This window comes from Bacillus sp. AM 13(2015) (assembly GCF_001518755.1).
In the GTDB taxonomy this organism is placed as follows: Bacteria; Bacillota; Bacilli; order Bacillales; family Bacillaceae; genus Bacillus; species Bacillus safensis.
In genome coordinates, this window is the sequence record NZ_LKCP01000084.1 from 26,471 (window position 1) to 41,873 (window position 15,403).

Below are 15,403 nucleotides of genomic sequence, written 5' to 3' on the forward strand. Positions count from 1 at the left end.
TGCCTTTTTTATGATATACTGTCATAAACAGCCAGATCGTCTCATATGCATTGGAGTACCTTGTCCCTAATTCGTACAAAGGAGGAAACAATGGCAGACAAAAAAGTTCATTATAAGAAGGTTGCCGCTTCAGAGGATTTTCGAAAACTTCTTGAGGAAAAACGCAGATTTATCGTACCGATGACGATTTTCTTTTTTCTCTTTTACTTTTCACTTCCGGTCGCTACATCCTACTTTACCTTTTTGAACACGCCGGCAATTGGCGCGATCTCATGGGCTTGGTTATTCGCCCTCACACAATTTGTCATGACCTGGGTTTTATGTGGACTTTACGCAAAAAAAGCAGCTAAGTTCGACAATTATGTAAGCGCTTTAAAAACTGAATCAAGAGGTGATGACGAATGAGCATGACCGCTTTTATTTTGTTCGTAGCGATCGTAGGTCTCACATTGGTCATCACATATTTTGCTGCGAAAAAAACAAGCAATGCGAGTGATTTTTACACTGCAGGAGGGGGCCTGACTGGGTTTCAAAACGGCCTTGCCATTGCTGGCGACTATATGTCTGCTGCATCCTTTTTAGGGATTGCTGGAATGATCGCGTTAAACGGATTTGACGGCTTTTTCTATAGCATTGGTTTTCTAGTAGCGTATCTTGTCGTTCTTTACGTTGTGGCTGAACCGCTACGAAATCTAGGGAAATATACGATGGCAGACATGATCGCTGCACGATTTAAGCGCCCTGCCATTCGAGGGGTTGCCGCCTTTAATACCATTACAGTCTCTACTTTTTATATGATTGCACAGCTTGTTGGAGCAGGTGCGTTAATCAAGCTGCTTCTTGGCATTGATTACTGGATCGCAGTGCTGATCGTGGGTGTCCTGATGACCATTTATGTCGTGTTTGGCGGCATGATTGCGACCAGCTGGGTACAGATCACCAAGGCTGTGCTTCTCATGCTTGGGACGCTCATTATTTCTCTGCTTGTGTTTGCAAAGTTTGATTTTAGTCTGCTAAAGATGTTTGAACAGATGAAAACTGCAACCCCGCTTGGTGAATCGTTTCTTCACCCGGGAAATAAATATGATGTGCCTTTAGAAACCTTGTCTCTTAACCTCGCCTTAGTGCTTGGGACAGCAGGTCTGCCGCACATTTTGATTCGTTTTTATACAGTAAAGGATGCGATTTCTGCGCGAAAATCGGTTCTTTCTGCTACTTGGATCATCGGGATTTTTTATTTAATGACGGTTTTCCTTGGCTTTGGTGCTGCTGCCTTTGTTGGAACAGAAGCGATAACAGCAGCAGATGCAGCCGGAAATATGGCCGCACCTCTTCTGGCACAAGCCCTTGGAGGAGATTTATTATTTGCCTTTGTTTCCGCTATCGCCTTTGCGACCATATTGGCAGTGGTGACTGGTCTTGTTTTATCCGCCGCGTCAGCTTTTGCCCATGACTTTTATAGTCAGATTATCCGCAAAGGAAAAGCGAGTGAGCGGGAGCAGGTGAAGGCAGCACGCTTTGCTTCAATCGGCGTGGCGATCCTCTCCATCATTCTTGCATTATTTGCCCAGTCCTTAAACGTCGCTTTTCTTGTGTCTCTTGCCTTCGCAGTCGCAGCGAGTGCGAATTTACCTTTGATTATCTTCACTGTTTTTTGGAAACGATTTAACTCTACGGGTGCCATCGCCGGAAGCTTAACAGGCCTTCTGAGCGCACTGATTATCGTCTCGCTCAGCCCAAGCGTCTGGGACCCATCAGGAGCAGCCATCTTCACAGGAGAGCCGCTCATCCCGCTGTCGAACCCTGGGATTATCTCGATTCCACTCGGATTTCTTGCCGCATACTTAGGCACGATATTCTCGTCTGAAAAAGCAGATGAAGACACCTTTACGGAAATTCAAGTAAAGGCACATACAGGCATGCATATGGATACTGATTCATAAGGAAAAGCCGGCTGCTCAGCCGGCTTTTTAATAGCGCTGGAATAACTCTGGGTTTTTCGGAACGTTTTCTAAATAAACGATCTTCCCTTGGTCGTCCAGCTCTGCGATATCAATTCCTTCTGCTGTATAGACACGGCCATCCGAAAGCTTTCCGCACACGGCCCAGTTTGTTTCATACTTTCCATCTTCTCTTTTAATCCATCCATCCCACATATGCTTAATGTCATCATGTACGTGAAAAAATGTGTTCAAAAATTGTGTGAATGCTTGGATTCCAGGCCTCCGGGCGCCATTTAAGACAATCATGACATCGTCAGAAAACAATGCCAGCAATTCATCCAGTTGCTCCTGCCCTTTTCCTGCTTCATCGTATCGGCGAAAATACGTATCGAGCACTTCCATGTTCATTCTCCTTTATTTACCTGTCATTTCGAAAACATTCGAACTATATAATTGTACACAATTGTTTCTCGCCTGTCTATTTTCCCCGACATAAGAAAAGACATGAATTGATTCAATTCATGTCTCCTTTAGATCAAAGAGATGCTTTTTCTGCTTCAACAAGTGATTTCAGCTTTTCTGCTGCTTTTTTTGGATCGGTGCTCTGGCTAATGGCGCTAATGATGCTAATGCCATCTGCCCCAGCTTGTATGACTGGAGCCGCATTGTCATATGTAATCCCTCCGATACCCACAATCGGAATTTGAAGGCCATGACGGCGGACTTCAGTGATCAAAGACACCCCCTGGACACTGCGTGTATCCTTTTTCGTTTCCGTTGGATAGACCGGGCCCATCCCGACATAATCTGCTCCGTCTTTCATGGCCTGTTTCACTTCATCTAGGTTATGCGTCGACACGCCTAATATTTTATTCCCGATCCTTTGTCTGACGTCTTTTGCGTTTGTGTCTTCCTGTCCAACATGAACGCCATCTGCATCAAGATCAATCGCTAGCTGTACATCATCATTCACAATAAAAGGAACATTTGCTTCTTGGCAAAGCGCTTGAATTTGACGAGCCAATTGTTTCTTCTCTTCACCCTGCAAGGCTTTTTCACCCTTTTCACGAAATTGAAACATGGTGATTCCGCCTTGAATGGCCTCTTTCACAACATCAAGCGGCTGTCTCGTTGAATTTGCTGTTCCCATAATAAAATAAACCGATAATTGCTGTTTGATTTGCTGTTGATCAGCCTTTGTCATGTGAAACTCCCCCTAATTTCCCTAGTGTCAGCACATCATCGCCGGTTGTGTGTGATAGTGCATTTAACAATTCCATTTGAAAGGTTCCCGATCCTTTATCCTTTGTGTGCAGAGCAGCCTTTTCAGCTGCCACACCATAAAACAGCAATGCAGCGGCCGACGCATGAAGCGGCCTTTCACCTGCTGCACAAAATGCTCCAATGATAGATGTCAGCAAGCAGCCGGTTCCCGTCACCTTGGTGAGCCATTCATGTCCATTATGAATGGACAGTACTTCATTTCCATCTGACACCACATCGACTTTTCCTGTGATCACCACTATTGTCTGAAGTACAATGGACGCTTGTTTGGCTAATGCCGATACATCTCCATTCGCCGCTTTTGCATCAACGCCTTTTGACTCCCAGCCATCCACTCCAAGTAAATGAGCCACTTCAGCAGCATTTCCTCGGACAACGGTCATTTTTACTTTCTCTAACAGCTGTTTAGCCGTATTCGCTCGAAACGTTGTCGCACCGACGCCGACAGGATCTAACAAAACAGGTACACCTTTTTCATTGGCGGCTTGTCCAGCGAGAATCATGGCTTCCACCGTCTCCTTGGTCAGTGTGCCAATATTAAGCACCAGTGCATCCGCTAATTGTGCCATTTCAGCCACTTCTTCTTTGGCGTTTGCCATGACTGGCGAAGCACCTAAAGCAAGCAGTCCATTCGCTGTAAAATTCGTCACGACTTGATTCGTGATATTATGAACGAGTGGATTTTCCTCTCGAACCTTCTCCAATAAATGAGACGCGCTGCTTGTTTTCATCTGTATCATCCTCCCTTTTACTCTGCATCCCACACGTAAGATTTCGTATGCTTTAACCATTCTCTTGCCGCAAACGACAAATAGCGGTCTTTTCGCCAAATGACACCTAAATGCCACGGGATTGATGGGTTTAGGGAAATGACCTTTACCTTTTCAGGATCAAGATCACGGCAGATTCGTTCTGGCAGAAGTCCAATCCCTAAGTTTTCAGCTACCATTTCACTAATGAAATCCCACTGAGACGTTTCATAAATGACATTTGGCCGGAATCCCGCATTCATACATTCATTTAAAATCCGGCTGTGCAGAACAAAATCTTCTCTAAAGAAAATAAACGACTCTTCCCTTAAATCAGCTAAATGTACCTCCTCACGACCGGCCATCGGATGGGATGGATGCGTCACGAGCTTCATGTTCTCTTTAATAATGGTGTACGTATGAAAAATTTTATCATTTGCAGGCAGAACAATGACACCAATATCTAACGACCCATTCTCGACCCCTTCCTCTACTTTAATGGAGCCGTGCTCGACCAATTGAAATGTGACATCTGGATATTGCTGGCGGAATTCTCCCATGACATTCGGGAAGAAACTTGACCCAATCATCGGGGGCAGTCCGATTCGGATATGCCCTTTTTTCACATTCATTAAATCATTTAATTCGCTCGTTAAATTCTGAAATGACTGCGTGATTTCACTCGCCTGTGTATACATGGTTTGGCCGGCATCTGTCATTTCAACCTGCCGTCCATTTCGGTAAAACAACTGCACCCCCAGCTCATCCTCCAGGTTTTTGACCATTTTGGAAATGGTCGGCTGTGATACGTAAAGGGACTGCGATGCTTTCGTGAAGCTCTTTAATCTTGCCACTTCTAAGAAATATGTTAAATGTCTAATGTCCACATGCTTCATCCTTCCTATAGACAAAAGGAATAATTACTATTCGATATATGTATTTTACCTATAACTAAACGTGCTGTACACTTTAAAGTAAACTCATCAATTGGAACGTTGTCATGTTTTTGTGAAATAGTGAACAATTTATATAGAAAAAGGAGTGAACAGAAAGTGAAATTGCTCAAAAAGCCGCTGATTGCTGCCCTTCAGATTATGGTCTTGTTTATTTTTGCGAAATTCATGAATGTGCTGGCGGCCTTTTTGCATTTAAGAATTCCGGGCACGATCTTAGGCATTCTTGTCATTTTCTTATTACTTCATTTTAAGATCATTCAATTAAAATGGATAGAACTTGGCGCCGTATGGCTGCTCGGAGAACTGCTGCTTTTCTTTATTCCATCAGCAGTTGGTGTCATTGATTATGGAAAACTGCTTTCTCAATCTGGCACAAGTATTGTCCTTGTCGTCTTAATTAGTACGTTTGTGGTCATGCTCTCAACTGGTATCATGACGCAAATGATTGCGAAACGAAAGGAGCGAAAAAAGCTATGTTAGTTGGCGGACTATTTCTGATTTTAACCGTTCTTTTATATCTCGGATCAAAAGCGGTGTACAAACGGCATCCGAAGGTTTATGTCTCACCATTACTTGTCACTCCGCTTGTTCTTGTCGTCTTGCTGTTAATCGTCAACATTCCTTACGATGCTTACAATCAAGGCGGGAAATGGCTCACGAATATGCTGCAACCTGCGACTGTTGCTTTTGCCATTCCTTTATATAAGTATTTTCATATCCTGAAGAAGCATGCAGTGGAAATTCTTTTGAATGTGGCTTGCGGCTCTATCATTGCGATTTTATCAACGGCATTTATCGCCAAGTTATTTCATCTGGACACAGGCCTTATTGAGAGCCTTGTCCCAAGATCGGTCACAACACCTGTAGCAATGAGTGTGTCAGAAATGATCGGCGGCATGCCGTCCGTTACGGCTGTGTTTGTCATTTTAACCGCACTGTTTGGATCGATTATCGGTCCAATGGTGATCCGTTACTTCCGCATCGATAATGACATTGCCATGGGCGTCCTGCTTGGAACAGGTGCACACGGTGCAGGAACATCGAAAGCCTTTGAAATGAGCTCCGTCTCAGGGACGATCTCAAGTGTATCGATGATTATTTCAGCCATTATTACATTATGTGCAGCGCCGATCCTCATGTCGTTTGCCTTATAAAAAAAGCTATTTCCCTTATAGGAAATAGCTTTTAGATTGTTGACAAAGTGCTAAAATGTTCTTTATTTTAGCACTTGTCTTCTTTTCAGCGTGATAGAAAACCTTTGCAGTCTAGGAAGGACGAGTACCGGAGCGGAGCAAATTTGACATTCGTGAGCACCGGAGCGCAGACCTGCGGGCGAATGCGAGGGTTTGTCTACACGCTGAAAGCCATTCCTTATCGGAAATGGCTTTTTCTTATGCTTGTATGAAGACAACCTTTAAATAGTTCCCTTCAGGATAATTCTTCGTTGTACGAAAATCCTCAGGAAGTGTATATTCTTCAAGAATCCGATAGGTTTTCCCTGATTCTTTAAAGGCCTGCGCAATAAATCCTTTGAACTTTTTCATGCCAAATGCACTGCTATTCGTTGATGCCACAATGACTCCGTTCTCAGCTGTGATTTGGATGGCTTCTTTTAATAGCTTCTTATAATCCTTCGCCGCACTGAATGTGTGCTTTTTCGTTCGTGCAAAGGAAGGCGGATCTAAGATGACGAGATCATAGGTCCAGCCTTTTTTCGCTGCAAACGGAAAATATTTAAAGACATCCATGACTTTGATATCCTGCCCGTCCACATCAATATCATTGACTTCAAACTGCTCAGATGTTTTTTTCAAGCTGCGATTTGCAACATCCACACTTGTCGTACGGCTCGCTCCACCAAGCGCAGCTGCTACTGAAAAAGCACCTGTGTAAGAAAACGTATTGAGCACAGTCTTTCCCTTTGCATAACGATCTCGAATCGCTTTTCTCACATGACGCTGATCAAGGAAAATGCCCGTCATCGCACCATCATTTAAGTAAACTGCTACGTTCATGCCGTTTTCTTTCACGATGAGAGGAAATTCACCTTTCTCTCCCTTCACAAAATCATCATCTTCTATATACTGTCCAGACGTATCAAATCGTTTCTTCTCATAAATACCTTTATAATCTGGATAGACGTGCTCAAGTGCAGCCAATACTTCTGCCTTCAATGTATAGACTCCTTCGCTATACCATTGGATGAGGTAGAATCCGTCATAATGATCAATCGTGACGCCGCCAATTCCATCCCCTTCTCCGTTGAACACACGAAAAGCAGTCGTCTGTGCATCACGAAATAAATGCGTTCTGCTTTTTGCTGCCTGCTCAAGCCTAGAGACAAAAAAAGCTTGATCTATTTTTTCGTTCGCATCAAAGGTTAGTACCCAGCCGATTCCTTTATTTTGCACACCATAATACCCTTTTCCTAAAAAAGCGCCTCGCTCATCTACCCATTCAATGAGCTCGCCTTCCCGTACACCGTTCACATTCGATACTGCATCTTTGGAAATGAGCGGATATCCCTTTTTCACTTGTTCCGCAAATGTTTGTTTTAATGAGATTTTTTTCATTTGTGTCATCCTTATCCTAAATTGACTCTCTCTATCCTACCATATGAATGTATACGTTACTTCTATTATGATAAGATGAGGAGAAAAATATCAACATGACATAGAGGAGGCACTTCGTTTGACGACATTACGCTTAGATCATACAGGTATTATGGTTTCGAATATTGATCAATCGATTGATTTTTATGAAAAAGTGGTGGGGATGAAATTAAAGGACCGCATCACTCATACAAATGGAGTGATTGAGCTTGCATTTCTCGGTTTTAAAGATGAAGCAGAAACGGAAATTGAGCTCATCCAAGGCTACAGCAGTGACCTGCCATCTGAAGGGAAGGTCCATCATCTCGCCTTCACAACAGACAATATTCATGCTGAATTCAATCGAATTCAAAAGCTGCAAATTGAATTAATCGATGAAGAAATCACAACATTACCAAATGGATATTGCTACTTCTTTTTCAGAGGACCAGATCAAGAATGGATCGAATTCTTCCAGCGCTAATATTTCCTAGGAAATCGTGCCGCTAAATATATCTTCCATTTATTCATAAAGAAAAGAGTAAGAGCATGTATATGCCCTTACTCTTTTTTATAACACTTTACTAAGAAATGATTTTGTACGCTCATGCTGCGGGTTTCCAAAGAGAGCTTCCGGTTTGTCTTCCTCGACAATATATCCGCCATCCATGAAGATGACACGGTCTCCTACCTCTCTTGCAAAGCCCATTTCATGTGTCACCACAATCATGGTCATGCCTTCGACAGCTAATTGTTTCATTACAGCTAATACATCCCCTACAACTTCAGGATCAAGAGCTGATGTCGGCTCATCGAATAATAGTACTTTCGGGTCCATTGCCAAGGCTCTTGCAATGGCAACACGCTGTTTTTGTCCACCGGATAATTGGTTAGGGTAGCTTTGGGCTTTGTCTTTTAAGCCGACTTTTTCAAGCAAGTCTAGCGCTTTTTCGGCCGCTGCCTTCTTTTCAATGCCTTTTACCTTTATCGGTGCGATCGTAATGTTTTCTAAAACAGTTTTATGAGGAAATAAATTAAAGTGCTGAAACACCATGCCTACTTCTTGTCGTACTTTATTGATATTCACCTTTGGGTCTGTAATCGTGTGTCCGTGGACAACGACTTCTCCAGCAGTGATATCTTCTAATTTATTGAGGCATCTAAGAAACGTGCTTTTCCCTGATCCAGAAGGACCAATGACACACACTACTTCCTTTTCCTCGATGACTGCATTAATATCCTTTAATACTTCGTGATCGCCAAAGGATTTCTTTAAGTTTTTCACCGTAATCATACTCATTTGATATCAAATCTCCTTTCTGCGTAGCTAGCCAGTAGAGAAAGTAAATAAATGATCACGAAATAAATGACACCGACAATGAGCCAGACATTCAATGGATCAAATGTAGCCGATGCTTGAACTTGTCCTCGCTGCATAATATCGGCAATCCCGATAATAGATAAGAGAGATGTATCCTTCAAGCTGATGATGGCCTGGTTTGTAATCGCTGGGAGCATGCGGCGGAAGGCCTGCGGAAGGACGATAAAGCGCATGTTTTGTCCCCCTGTAAAGCCTAATGAGCGCGCAGCTTCTGTTTGCCCTTTATCAATGGACTGAATCCCTGCACGAATAATTTCTGAGAAATAAGCCCCTGCATTAATCGCTACTGTAATAATCCCTGCGGGCACTCGATCAAGCGAAATGAATTCAAGTGTATTCAAACCAAAATAAATGAAGAATAGCTGTACGATAAATGGTGTGCCTCGAATGGCATTCACAAAGACGAGTGCGATGAAATTTAAGAGTTTAAATGGTGACAGACGGAATAATGCCACAATTAACCCGATGATAAAACCTAAAATGATGGCAACAACAAAGATATATAAAGTGGTTTGCAAACCATCCATTAAATACGGAAATGCATTAATAATTGTATCCATGTTTCTCCCTCCCTAATTCACATACGGCTGACACATAAAGAAAGCGCGCTCGAAGCGCGCCTCGCTTGTGTTATGACTTCAAATATTTATCAATAATTTTGTCATATTCACCGTTTTTCTTTAGGTTCTCCAGACCTTTATTGATTTTCTTCAATAGGTCTTGATTTTTCCCCTTCATGACAGAGATACCATACTGATCTCCATTCAAGCGGTCTCCAACTGTTTTCAATTTTAAATCTTGTTGTGCGATCGCATACGTAATGACAGGATAATCCTCAATTAAGGCATCTGCATTTCCGTTTGATACTTCTTGGAACATAGATGGGCTGTCATTAAATTGAACGACTTCATACCCATATTTATCTGCGTTATCAGATGCGAACTTTGCACCAGTCGTCCCGTTTTTAACAGCTAGCTTTTTCCCCTTTAAATCATTAATTGATTTGATGCTGCTGTCCTTTTTCACAACAACTGTCAGCCCAGCGTCAAAGTAAGGATCTGAGAAATCTACTTTCTTCTTACGCTCATCTGTAATACTCATCCCGCCCATTCCAACATCAAGCTGTCCTGCCTGCATTGCTGGAATGATACCTGAGAAGTCCATAGCTTCCAGCTTCACTTTGAAACCTTGATCTTTTGCGATTGCATTAATTAAATCAACGTCTATGCCTTCATATTTACCGCCCTTTTCAAATTCAAATGGCGGATACGTTGTATCTATCCCAATTTTATATGTGCCTTTGCCTTCTCCCGAACCACTGTCTGATTTTGATCCACAGGCTGCCATGACAAGCACAACAATTAGTCCCATGATCAATAACATCGATTTCTTCATAAAACACGACCCCCATTGTCAGTTTTGTCTAAATATTCGCAATAACAATAATACTATAACACGCTAAAGCTATAGTGTGTGATATTTTTTATCAATACCAAAGATCCATACAATTCTAGATCAATAGTCTCTTTAAATTTTACTTTTTTGCGAATAACTCATTTTATTCTAAAAGAAGAGTCATTCACAATTATAATGTAAGATAATCTTACAAAAAAATGAGGCATCACCTTGATTAATGATGTTTTTTTCTAGTATACGAAAGTAAACTCAACAACCGGCTTCCTCGCTTTATTGATATTGTAATATATTTTTTTCAAAACCCTCTTTTTACCTAAAAATATGTAAGCGTATACATAATGTCGCCTTCTCCCTATTTCTTTCACTACTGGTTGAATTTACATCAAAAAACATGTTTTACAAACTGCATGAGAGAGCTTAAAATATAAGAATATACTGGAATATGGAAAGTTGATTCAAAAGAACGGATTTTAATAGATGAAGAAAGGAGGATATGAATTGGCAGAAGCAGGTGTTTTGTCGTCCGTAGATGTAGCAAATATGCTCAATGATTGGTATGTCATGATGAAGAAAAGAGAGATACAAGGTGCCATCCAGTTAAAAGAAGACATTCTTCAGGCGTTTGATCGAATGGAAGAAAATCAAGACGTCTTACTTTACTATCAACTGCTAGAGTACCGTTTTAAAGATCTAATAGAAGATACAGCTTCGTTAGATCATAGTCTTTTTGTTGATGAAAATGCCATCCGTACGGATGATATGCTCAGCTATTATTTCTATTTCTTTAAAGGGATGTATGAAATGCGCAGAGGCAATCAGGATACGGCATTTCACCATTTAAAATTGGCCGAGGATAAATTAGATCTCGTGCATGATGACATTGAAAAAGCCGAATTTCATTATAAAACAGGGTGTCTTTACTATAATATCAGGTCCACGCTTCTCTCCATCCACCACTTAAAGAAGGCTTCATCTATTTACGACGCAGATCCATGTTATGTGAAAAAATCAATCAGCTGTCAAATGATGCTTGCTTTGAATTATGCGGATCAGTCGAAATATGATGAGGCAGAATCGTTGTTCGAAGAAGTGATTCATTCACTAGAACAGATGGAAGATCCAGATTTACTTGGACACGCCTATTGCAATGCAGCCTTTATTAAAAGTCTAAGAAATGAATACAGTGAAGCTGTGCCACTCCTAGAAAAGGCTTTAATGATAGAAACATTCGAAACTTCTTCTCCAGGCGGCTATTTACTTGCCATGTACGCCTACACAAAAGCACTATTTAAGCTGAAAAAGCCAGGTTTGTTCCACTATTATGTACAGCTTTCACTTCAAAAAGCAGAAAATTTAAAACAACGAAACATTTCACTTAAATTATCCATTTTAGAAACACTTATGATTCAGCCAGACAACATGATTGAGCAAATCAAGTCTTATTGTGATCAATTAGAATCGATGAATTTCCTTGTTGATCTTGAAGCTATTTGTCAGGATGCAGCTGCTTACTTAATGGATCTTGGACTTCATGAAGAATCCTCTTATTTTAGAAACAAGGCGTTGTCCTTAAAAACTTGTTAAGAATATGGAGTGATGTATGATGAAGAAATGGCTTATCACAAGTGCGATTTTTACCCTCTTGATAACAGGTGTTTCTATTGGTGCTTCCGTTCAAAAAGACAGCAAATCTGCACAATCTCAAGATATCATTCAAAAGAGGGATCGTGGAACCAACCCTTAATATGAAAAAAGCAGCTGTGATCAAAACAGCTGCTTTTTTATGTGTTAATCAATTTCTCGTTTGATATTTTGCATTTTTTCATCTAAGTAATGGGCAATATCTGCGGCTTCCTTCAGTTCATCAGTCAGTTGATGAGGAACATCGTTTTGCAGTTTATAATAGATTTTATGCTCTAGACTCGCCCAAAAATCCATCGCTATGGTCCGTACCTGAATCTCAACCTTCACATACTCCACACGATTCGTTAAGTAGACAGGAATCTCAACAATTAAGTGAAGGCTTCTGTAGCCATTTGGTTTCGGATGTTGAATGTAGTCTTTCACTTCAAGAATCTTTAAATCCTCTCTTTGCCTCAATACATCCATAATATTATAGATATCTTGAATAAAAGAACAGATGATGCGGACACCTGCGATATCATGGATATGCTCCTTGGCACATTGTGTCGTGATGTCGCATCCTTTTCTTGCTAGTTTATTCACTATGCTTTCAAAGGATTTGATCCGTGATTTTGTATGCTCTATAGGGTTATGTCCATGGATTAAATTATACTCCTGACTGATAATCGAAAACTTTGTATCCATTTCATCTAATGCAAATTTATATACTAATAGTTCATTTTTCCAGTCTTCCATGACATTTTTCAAATCTTCAACATGAGTTGCTGACATATTCATTTTCTTTGTCATCTCCTTTTGGGAAACGGCAGCTGTACCGCTTTCCGTTTACTAGACGGAGAGAGGACTCGAATGGTTTTAAAAAATACGCAGTTAGCCTCTTTGTTTGTAATAGGTCAGCGCCAGTGCAAGAGCCAGCACAGAACCTTTCACAATATCCATTGCATAATAAGGAACAGACATCATCACAAGCCCATTTTGTAAGATTCCGATGAGTACAGCCCCGATAAAAGTACCAAATGCGTTTGGCTTACCTGCTCCCATGACGGAAAAGCCGATAAAAGCAGCCGCTACTCCATCCATTAAATATGGTGCACCAGCATTAATTTCTGCTGTCATCACCCTTGATGCCAGCACGATACCTCCGATCGCTGCAAATAACGCAGAAAGCAGATAGGCCGCAATTTTGTATTTGTTCACATGAATGCCAGACAATCGAGCCGCTTCTTTATTCCCACCGATGATGTACATGAATCTGCCATGCTTTGTGTAGGTCATGAAAACATGCGCAAATAGAACAATGGCAGCCATAATGAGAATGATATATGGCACCTGTCCGATTTTGCTAAAAAAGGCAGGGATCGTTCCCGTTGAAAACGTGCCATCGGGCAGCACCATATTTTCAGAAATGGTCGCCCCTTTCGTATACGTTTGAGCCAGCCCTTGAATGATAAACATCATGGCTAATGTCATGAGCATATCTGGAATTTTCATTTTGACGATCATCCATGCATTTAACAATCCAACAATGATAGAAGCCGCTAGTGCAGAAAGGATGGCAATCAGTGGGTTTTGCGAGAACCATACGAACATCGAAATGACAATAGCATTTGACAGCGTAGCGACTGATCCAACTGATAAATCAAAACCGTTTACTGCCAATGAGATGGTTAAGCCCACCGCAATGATGGTCACAATTGAGATAGACCGTAAAATATTGATGATATTTCCCGATTGCAAAAACGCTGGATTCGCTGCCGCAAATACCACAATTAACACGACAATGGTTAAAATCGTCCCATATCGATAAAAGAAATCAAACAGATGAAAGGATGGCCGCTGTTTTTTGATTTGCTGCACAGGGGCTGGAATTTGTTGTTCGCTCATGATTGTCCTCCTGTTGAATGATATAAAAGCTCCTCTTCAGTCGTCGGTGCAGTCATTTCCCGGGCAATGCTGCCATCATATAACACGTATACTCGGTCAGCGATACCTGCAATCTCTGACAGCTCACTCGACGCATAAATGACAGATTTTCCGCGGGCGGCAAGCTCTGCGATCAAAGTGAAAATATCTTTTTTCGCTCCAACGTCTACACCTTTAGTTGGTTCATCAAAGAGATACACATCTGCCTCAGCAAGCAGCCATTTTCCGATGGCAACCTTTTGCTGATTTCCACCAGATAGGTGCTTCACCTTTGCTTCAAGAGACGGCGTTTTGACACCAAGCCGTTTGACGATGTCGCCTGCTTCCCGCTTTTCCTTCGAACGATGTAAGAAGCTGAATATCCGTGAAAATGAATGAAGACTTGCAGCCGTTAAGTTCCACCCCACGCTCTCTTCGGTCAGAACCCCTTCTTTTCTCCGCTCTTCAGGCACAAGGGCTATTCCAGCTCTCACAGCTTGATGAGGCGATGTGATGTGAATGGTTTGACCATGCAGCTGCACAGTCCCCGTCTTTTTTTCTGAGGCACCGAAAAGGGCTTTGCACAATTCTGTTTTTCCAGCACCGACAAGTCCTGCGATCCCGAGAATTTCTCCTTTTTTGACATAAAAGTGAATGTTGTTTAATTTGTGTTGATCATTTAAGTCTTTCACTTCAAGCACAATAGGTGCATCCTTCAAAGGTTTGCGAGGCGGGAATTGTTCCTCTAATGGCGCACCTAGCATTTCTTCAATGACTTGCTGCGGATTTGTGTCTTTGACAAGGTGAGCTGCGACATCCGTTCCATTTCGCATCACTGTCAGTTCATCACAGATGGTGAAAATTTCAGGCATGCGATGGGAGATAAACACGATCCCTGTCCCATGCTGTTTCAGCCGAACAATCATGGAGAATAATTTGCTTGTTTCTGCATGACTAAGCGGAGCTGTTGGTTCATCTAAGATTAAAATGCTGCATTGAATGGAAACGGCCTTAGCAATGAGCACCATCTGTTTTTCAGCAAGGGTCAGATCGCTGATAAGTCGTTTTGTGGAGATGTCGATGTCCATTTCTTTTAATAGCTGAGCCGCCTTGCGATGCAGCTCTTTCCAGCTGACAAATGTTTTTTTCTCAATCTCATGCATCATCATATTCTCGCCAACACTTAAGTAGGGAACAAGAGCCGTATCCACTTCTTGATGAACCGTCTGCACACCATATGAGGATGCATCCTTTGGGGTTTGAATAGTTGCCGCCTGGCCATTGATGTGGATGGTTCCGTCGAAGTGGGAATGAGCGCCAGAAAGAACCTTCATTAACGTGGACTTCCCAGCACCATTTGCTCCAATTAGTGCATGGACCGTCCCTTTTTTTAATGTGAAATTCACTTGATCTAAAGCTTTGACCCCTGGGAATTCAATTGAAATATTTTTCATACGAACAAGCGGCGCTGTCATAGGTGTCCTCCTTCTCTTGATATCATCTGAAAAACGAAACACCCTCTATGGAAAGAGAGTGC

Annotated in this window: 18 protein-coding genes; 7 read left to right on the forward strand and 11 right to left on the reverse strand. The window is 41.8% G+C overall.

Annotated features, from left to right (window positions below; all coding sequences use genetic code 11):
* Window positions 1-90: 90 nt before the first annotated feature.
* Together AOQ70_RS15660 and AOQ70_RS15665 are read left to right on the forward strand one after the other, a co-directional pair.
* Window positions 91-405, forward strand: a complete 315-nt coding sequence (locus AOQ70_RS15660) for a DUF485 domain-containing protein (protein ID WP_024423845.1) — start codon at window positions 91-93, stop codon at window positions 403-405.
* Complete coding sequence (locus tag AOQ70_RS15665; protein WP_024423846.1) at window positions 402-1,943, forward strand: solute symporter family protein; 1,542 nt, start codon at window positions 402-404, stop codon at window positions 1,941-1,943. The genes AOQ70_RS15660 and AOQ70_RS15665 overlap by 4 nt, the downstream gene beginning before the upstream one ends.
* Window positions 1,944-1,970: 27 nt before the next feature.
* Here AOQ70_RS15665 and AOQ70_RS15670 read toward each other — a convergent pair whose 3' ends face one another.
* From AOQ70_RS15670 to cidR, 4 genes are all read right to left on the reverse strand, one after another.
* A complete protein-coding gene (locus tag AOQ70_RS15670) occupies window positions 1,971-2,345 on the reverse strand; it encodes a nuclear transport factor 2 family protein (RefSeq protein ID WP_047203665.1) in 375 nt (124 codons plus the stop codon).
* Window positions 2,346-2,478: 133 nt separating this feature from the next.
* Window positions 2,479-3,147, reverse strand: coding sequence for a thiamine phosphate synthase (gene thiE, locus AOQ70_RS15675; RefSeq protein WP_059377223.1), 669 nt, complete (start codon window positions 3,145-3,147; stop codon window positions 2,479-2,481).
* On the reverse strand, window positions 3,134-3,958 hold the full coding sequence (gene thiM / locus AOQ70_RS15680) for a hydroxyethylthiazole kinase (protein ID WP_059377225.1): 825 nt from the start codon (window positions 3,956-3,958) through the stop codon (window positions 3,134-3,136). Before thiM ends, thiE begins: the two co-directional genes overlap by 14 nt.
* 17 nt (window positions 3,959-3,975) lie before the next feature.
* On the reverse strand, window positions 3,976-4,863 hold the full coding sequence (cidR, locus tag AOQ70_RS15685; RefSeq protein WP_059377299.1) for a cidABC operon transcriptional activator CidR: 888 nt from the start codon (window positions 4,861-4,863) through the stop codon (window positions 3,976-3,978).
* Window positions 4,864-5,028: 165 nt separating this feature from the next.
* On the opposite strand from cidR, the gene AOQ70_RS15690 reads away from it, so the two are divergent.
* On the forward strand, window positions 5,029-5,412 hold the full coding sequence (locus tag AOQ70_RS15690; protein ID WP_080967207.1) for a CidA/LrgA family holin-like protein: 384 nt from the start codon (window positions 5,029-5,031) through the stop codon (window positions 5,410-5,412).
* A complete protein-coding gene (locus AOQ70_RS15695; protein WP_039182414.1) occupies window positions 5,406-6,086 on the forward strand; it encodes a CidB/LrgB family autolysis modulator in 681 nt (226 codons plus the stop codon). The genes AOQ70_RS15690 and AOQ70_RS15695 overlap by 7 nt, the downstream gene beginning before the upstream one ends.
* 237 nt (window positions 6,087-6,323) lie before the next feature.
* Here the strand turns inward: AOQ70_RS15695 and AOQ70_RS15700 are convergent, their stop codons facing one another.
* On the reverse strand, window positions 6,324-7,505 hold the full coding sequence (locus AOQ70_RS15700; protein ID WP_059377228.1) for a class I SAM-dependent rRNA methyltransferase: 1,182 nt from the start codon (window positions 7,503-7,505) through the stop codon (window positions 6,324-6,326).
* Window positions 7,506-7,623: 118 nt separating this feature from the next.
* On the opposite strand from AOQ70_RS15700, the gene AOQ70_RS15705 reads away from it, so the two are divergent.
* A complete protein-coding gene (locus AOQ70_RS15705; protein WP_039182421.1) occupies window positions 7,624-8,007 on the forward strand; it encodes a VOC family protein in 384 nt (127 codons plus the stop codon).
* A gap of 87 nt (window positions 8,008-8,094) precedes the next feature.
* Here the strand turns inward: AOQ70_RS15705 and AOQ70_RS15710 are convergent, their stop codons facing one another.
* The 3 genes from AOQ70_RS15710 to AOQ70_RS15720 form a co-directional block, all read right to left on the reverse strand.
* Window positions 8,095-8,823, reverse strand: coding sequence for an amino acid ABC transporter ATP-binding protein (locus tag AOQ70_RS15710; RefSeq protein WP_039182423.1), 729 nt, complete (start codon window positions 8,821-8,823; stop codon window positions 8,095-8,097).
* Window positions 8,820-9,464 (reverse strand): amino acid ABC transporter permease, encoded by a 645-nt coding sequence (locus tag AOQ70_RS15715; protein ID WP_059377231.1) that lies wholly within the window; start codon window positions 9,462-9,464, stop codon window positions 8,820-8,822. Before AOQ70_RS15715 ends, AOQ70_RS15710 begins: the two co-directional genes overlap by 4 nt.
* Before the next feature lie 70 nt (window positions 9,465-9,534).
* Complete coding sequence (locus AOQ70_RS15720; protein WP_024423857.1) at window positions 9,535-10,299, reverse strand: transporter substrate-binding domain-containing protein; 765 nt, start codon at window positions 10,297-10,299, stop codon at window positions 9,535-9,537.
* Window positions 10,300-10,818: 519 nt separating this feature from the next.
* Between AOQ70_RS15720 and AOQ70_RS15725 the strand changes: the two genes are divergently transcribed.
* A complete protein-coding gene (locus tag AOQ70_RS15725) occupies window positions 10,819-11,904 on the forward strand; it encodes a Rap family tetratricopeptide repeat protein (RefSeq protein ID WP_039182425.1) in 1,086 nt (361 codons plus the stop codon).
* Window positions 11,905-11,923: 19 nt separating this feature from the next.
* Window positions 11,924-12,064: a hypothetical protein gene (locus AOQ70_RS19805; protein WP_180272453.1), complete on the forward strand. Its 141-nt coding sequence runs from the start codon at window positions 11,924-11,926 to the stop codon at window positions 12,062-12,064.
* A 44-nt stretch (window positions 12,065-12,108) separates the two neighbouring features.
* Here the strand turns inward: AOQ70_RS19805 and AOQ70_RS15730 are convergent, their stop codons facing one another.
* From AOQ70_RS15730 to AOQ70_RS15740, 3 genes are all read right to left on the reverse strand, one after another.
* Window positions 12,109-12,741, reverse strand: a complete 633-nt coding sequence (locus AOQ70_RS15730; protein ID WP_039182427.1) for a GTP pyrophosphokinase — start codon at window positions 12,739-12,741, stop codon at window positions 12,109-12,111.
* 93 nt (window positions 12,742-12,834) lie between these two features.
* Window positions 12,835-13,848, reverse strand: coding sequence for an ABC transporter permease (locus tag AOQ70_RS15735; protein WP_039182429.1), 1,014 nt, complete (start codon window positions 13,846-13,848; stop codon window positions 12,835-12,837).
* A complete protein-coding gene (locus tag AOQ70_RS15740; protein WP_059377234.1) occupies window positions 13,845-15,341 on the reverse strand; it encodes a sugar ABC transporter ATP-binding protein in 1,497 nt (498 codons plus the stop codon). Before AOQ70_RS15740 ends, AOQ70_RS15735 begins: the two co-directional genes overlap by 4 nt.
* Window positions 15,342-15,403: the final 62 nt, after the last annotated feature.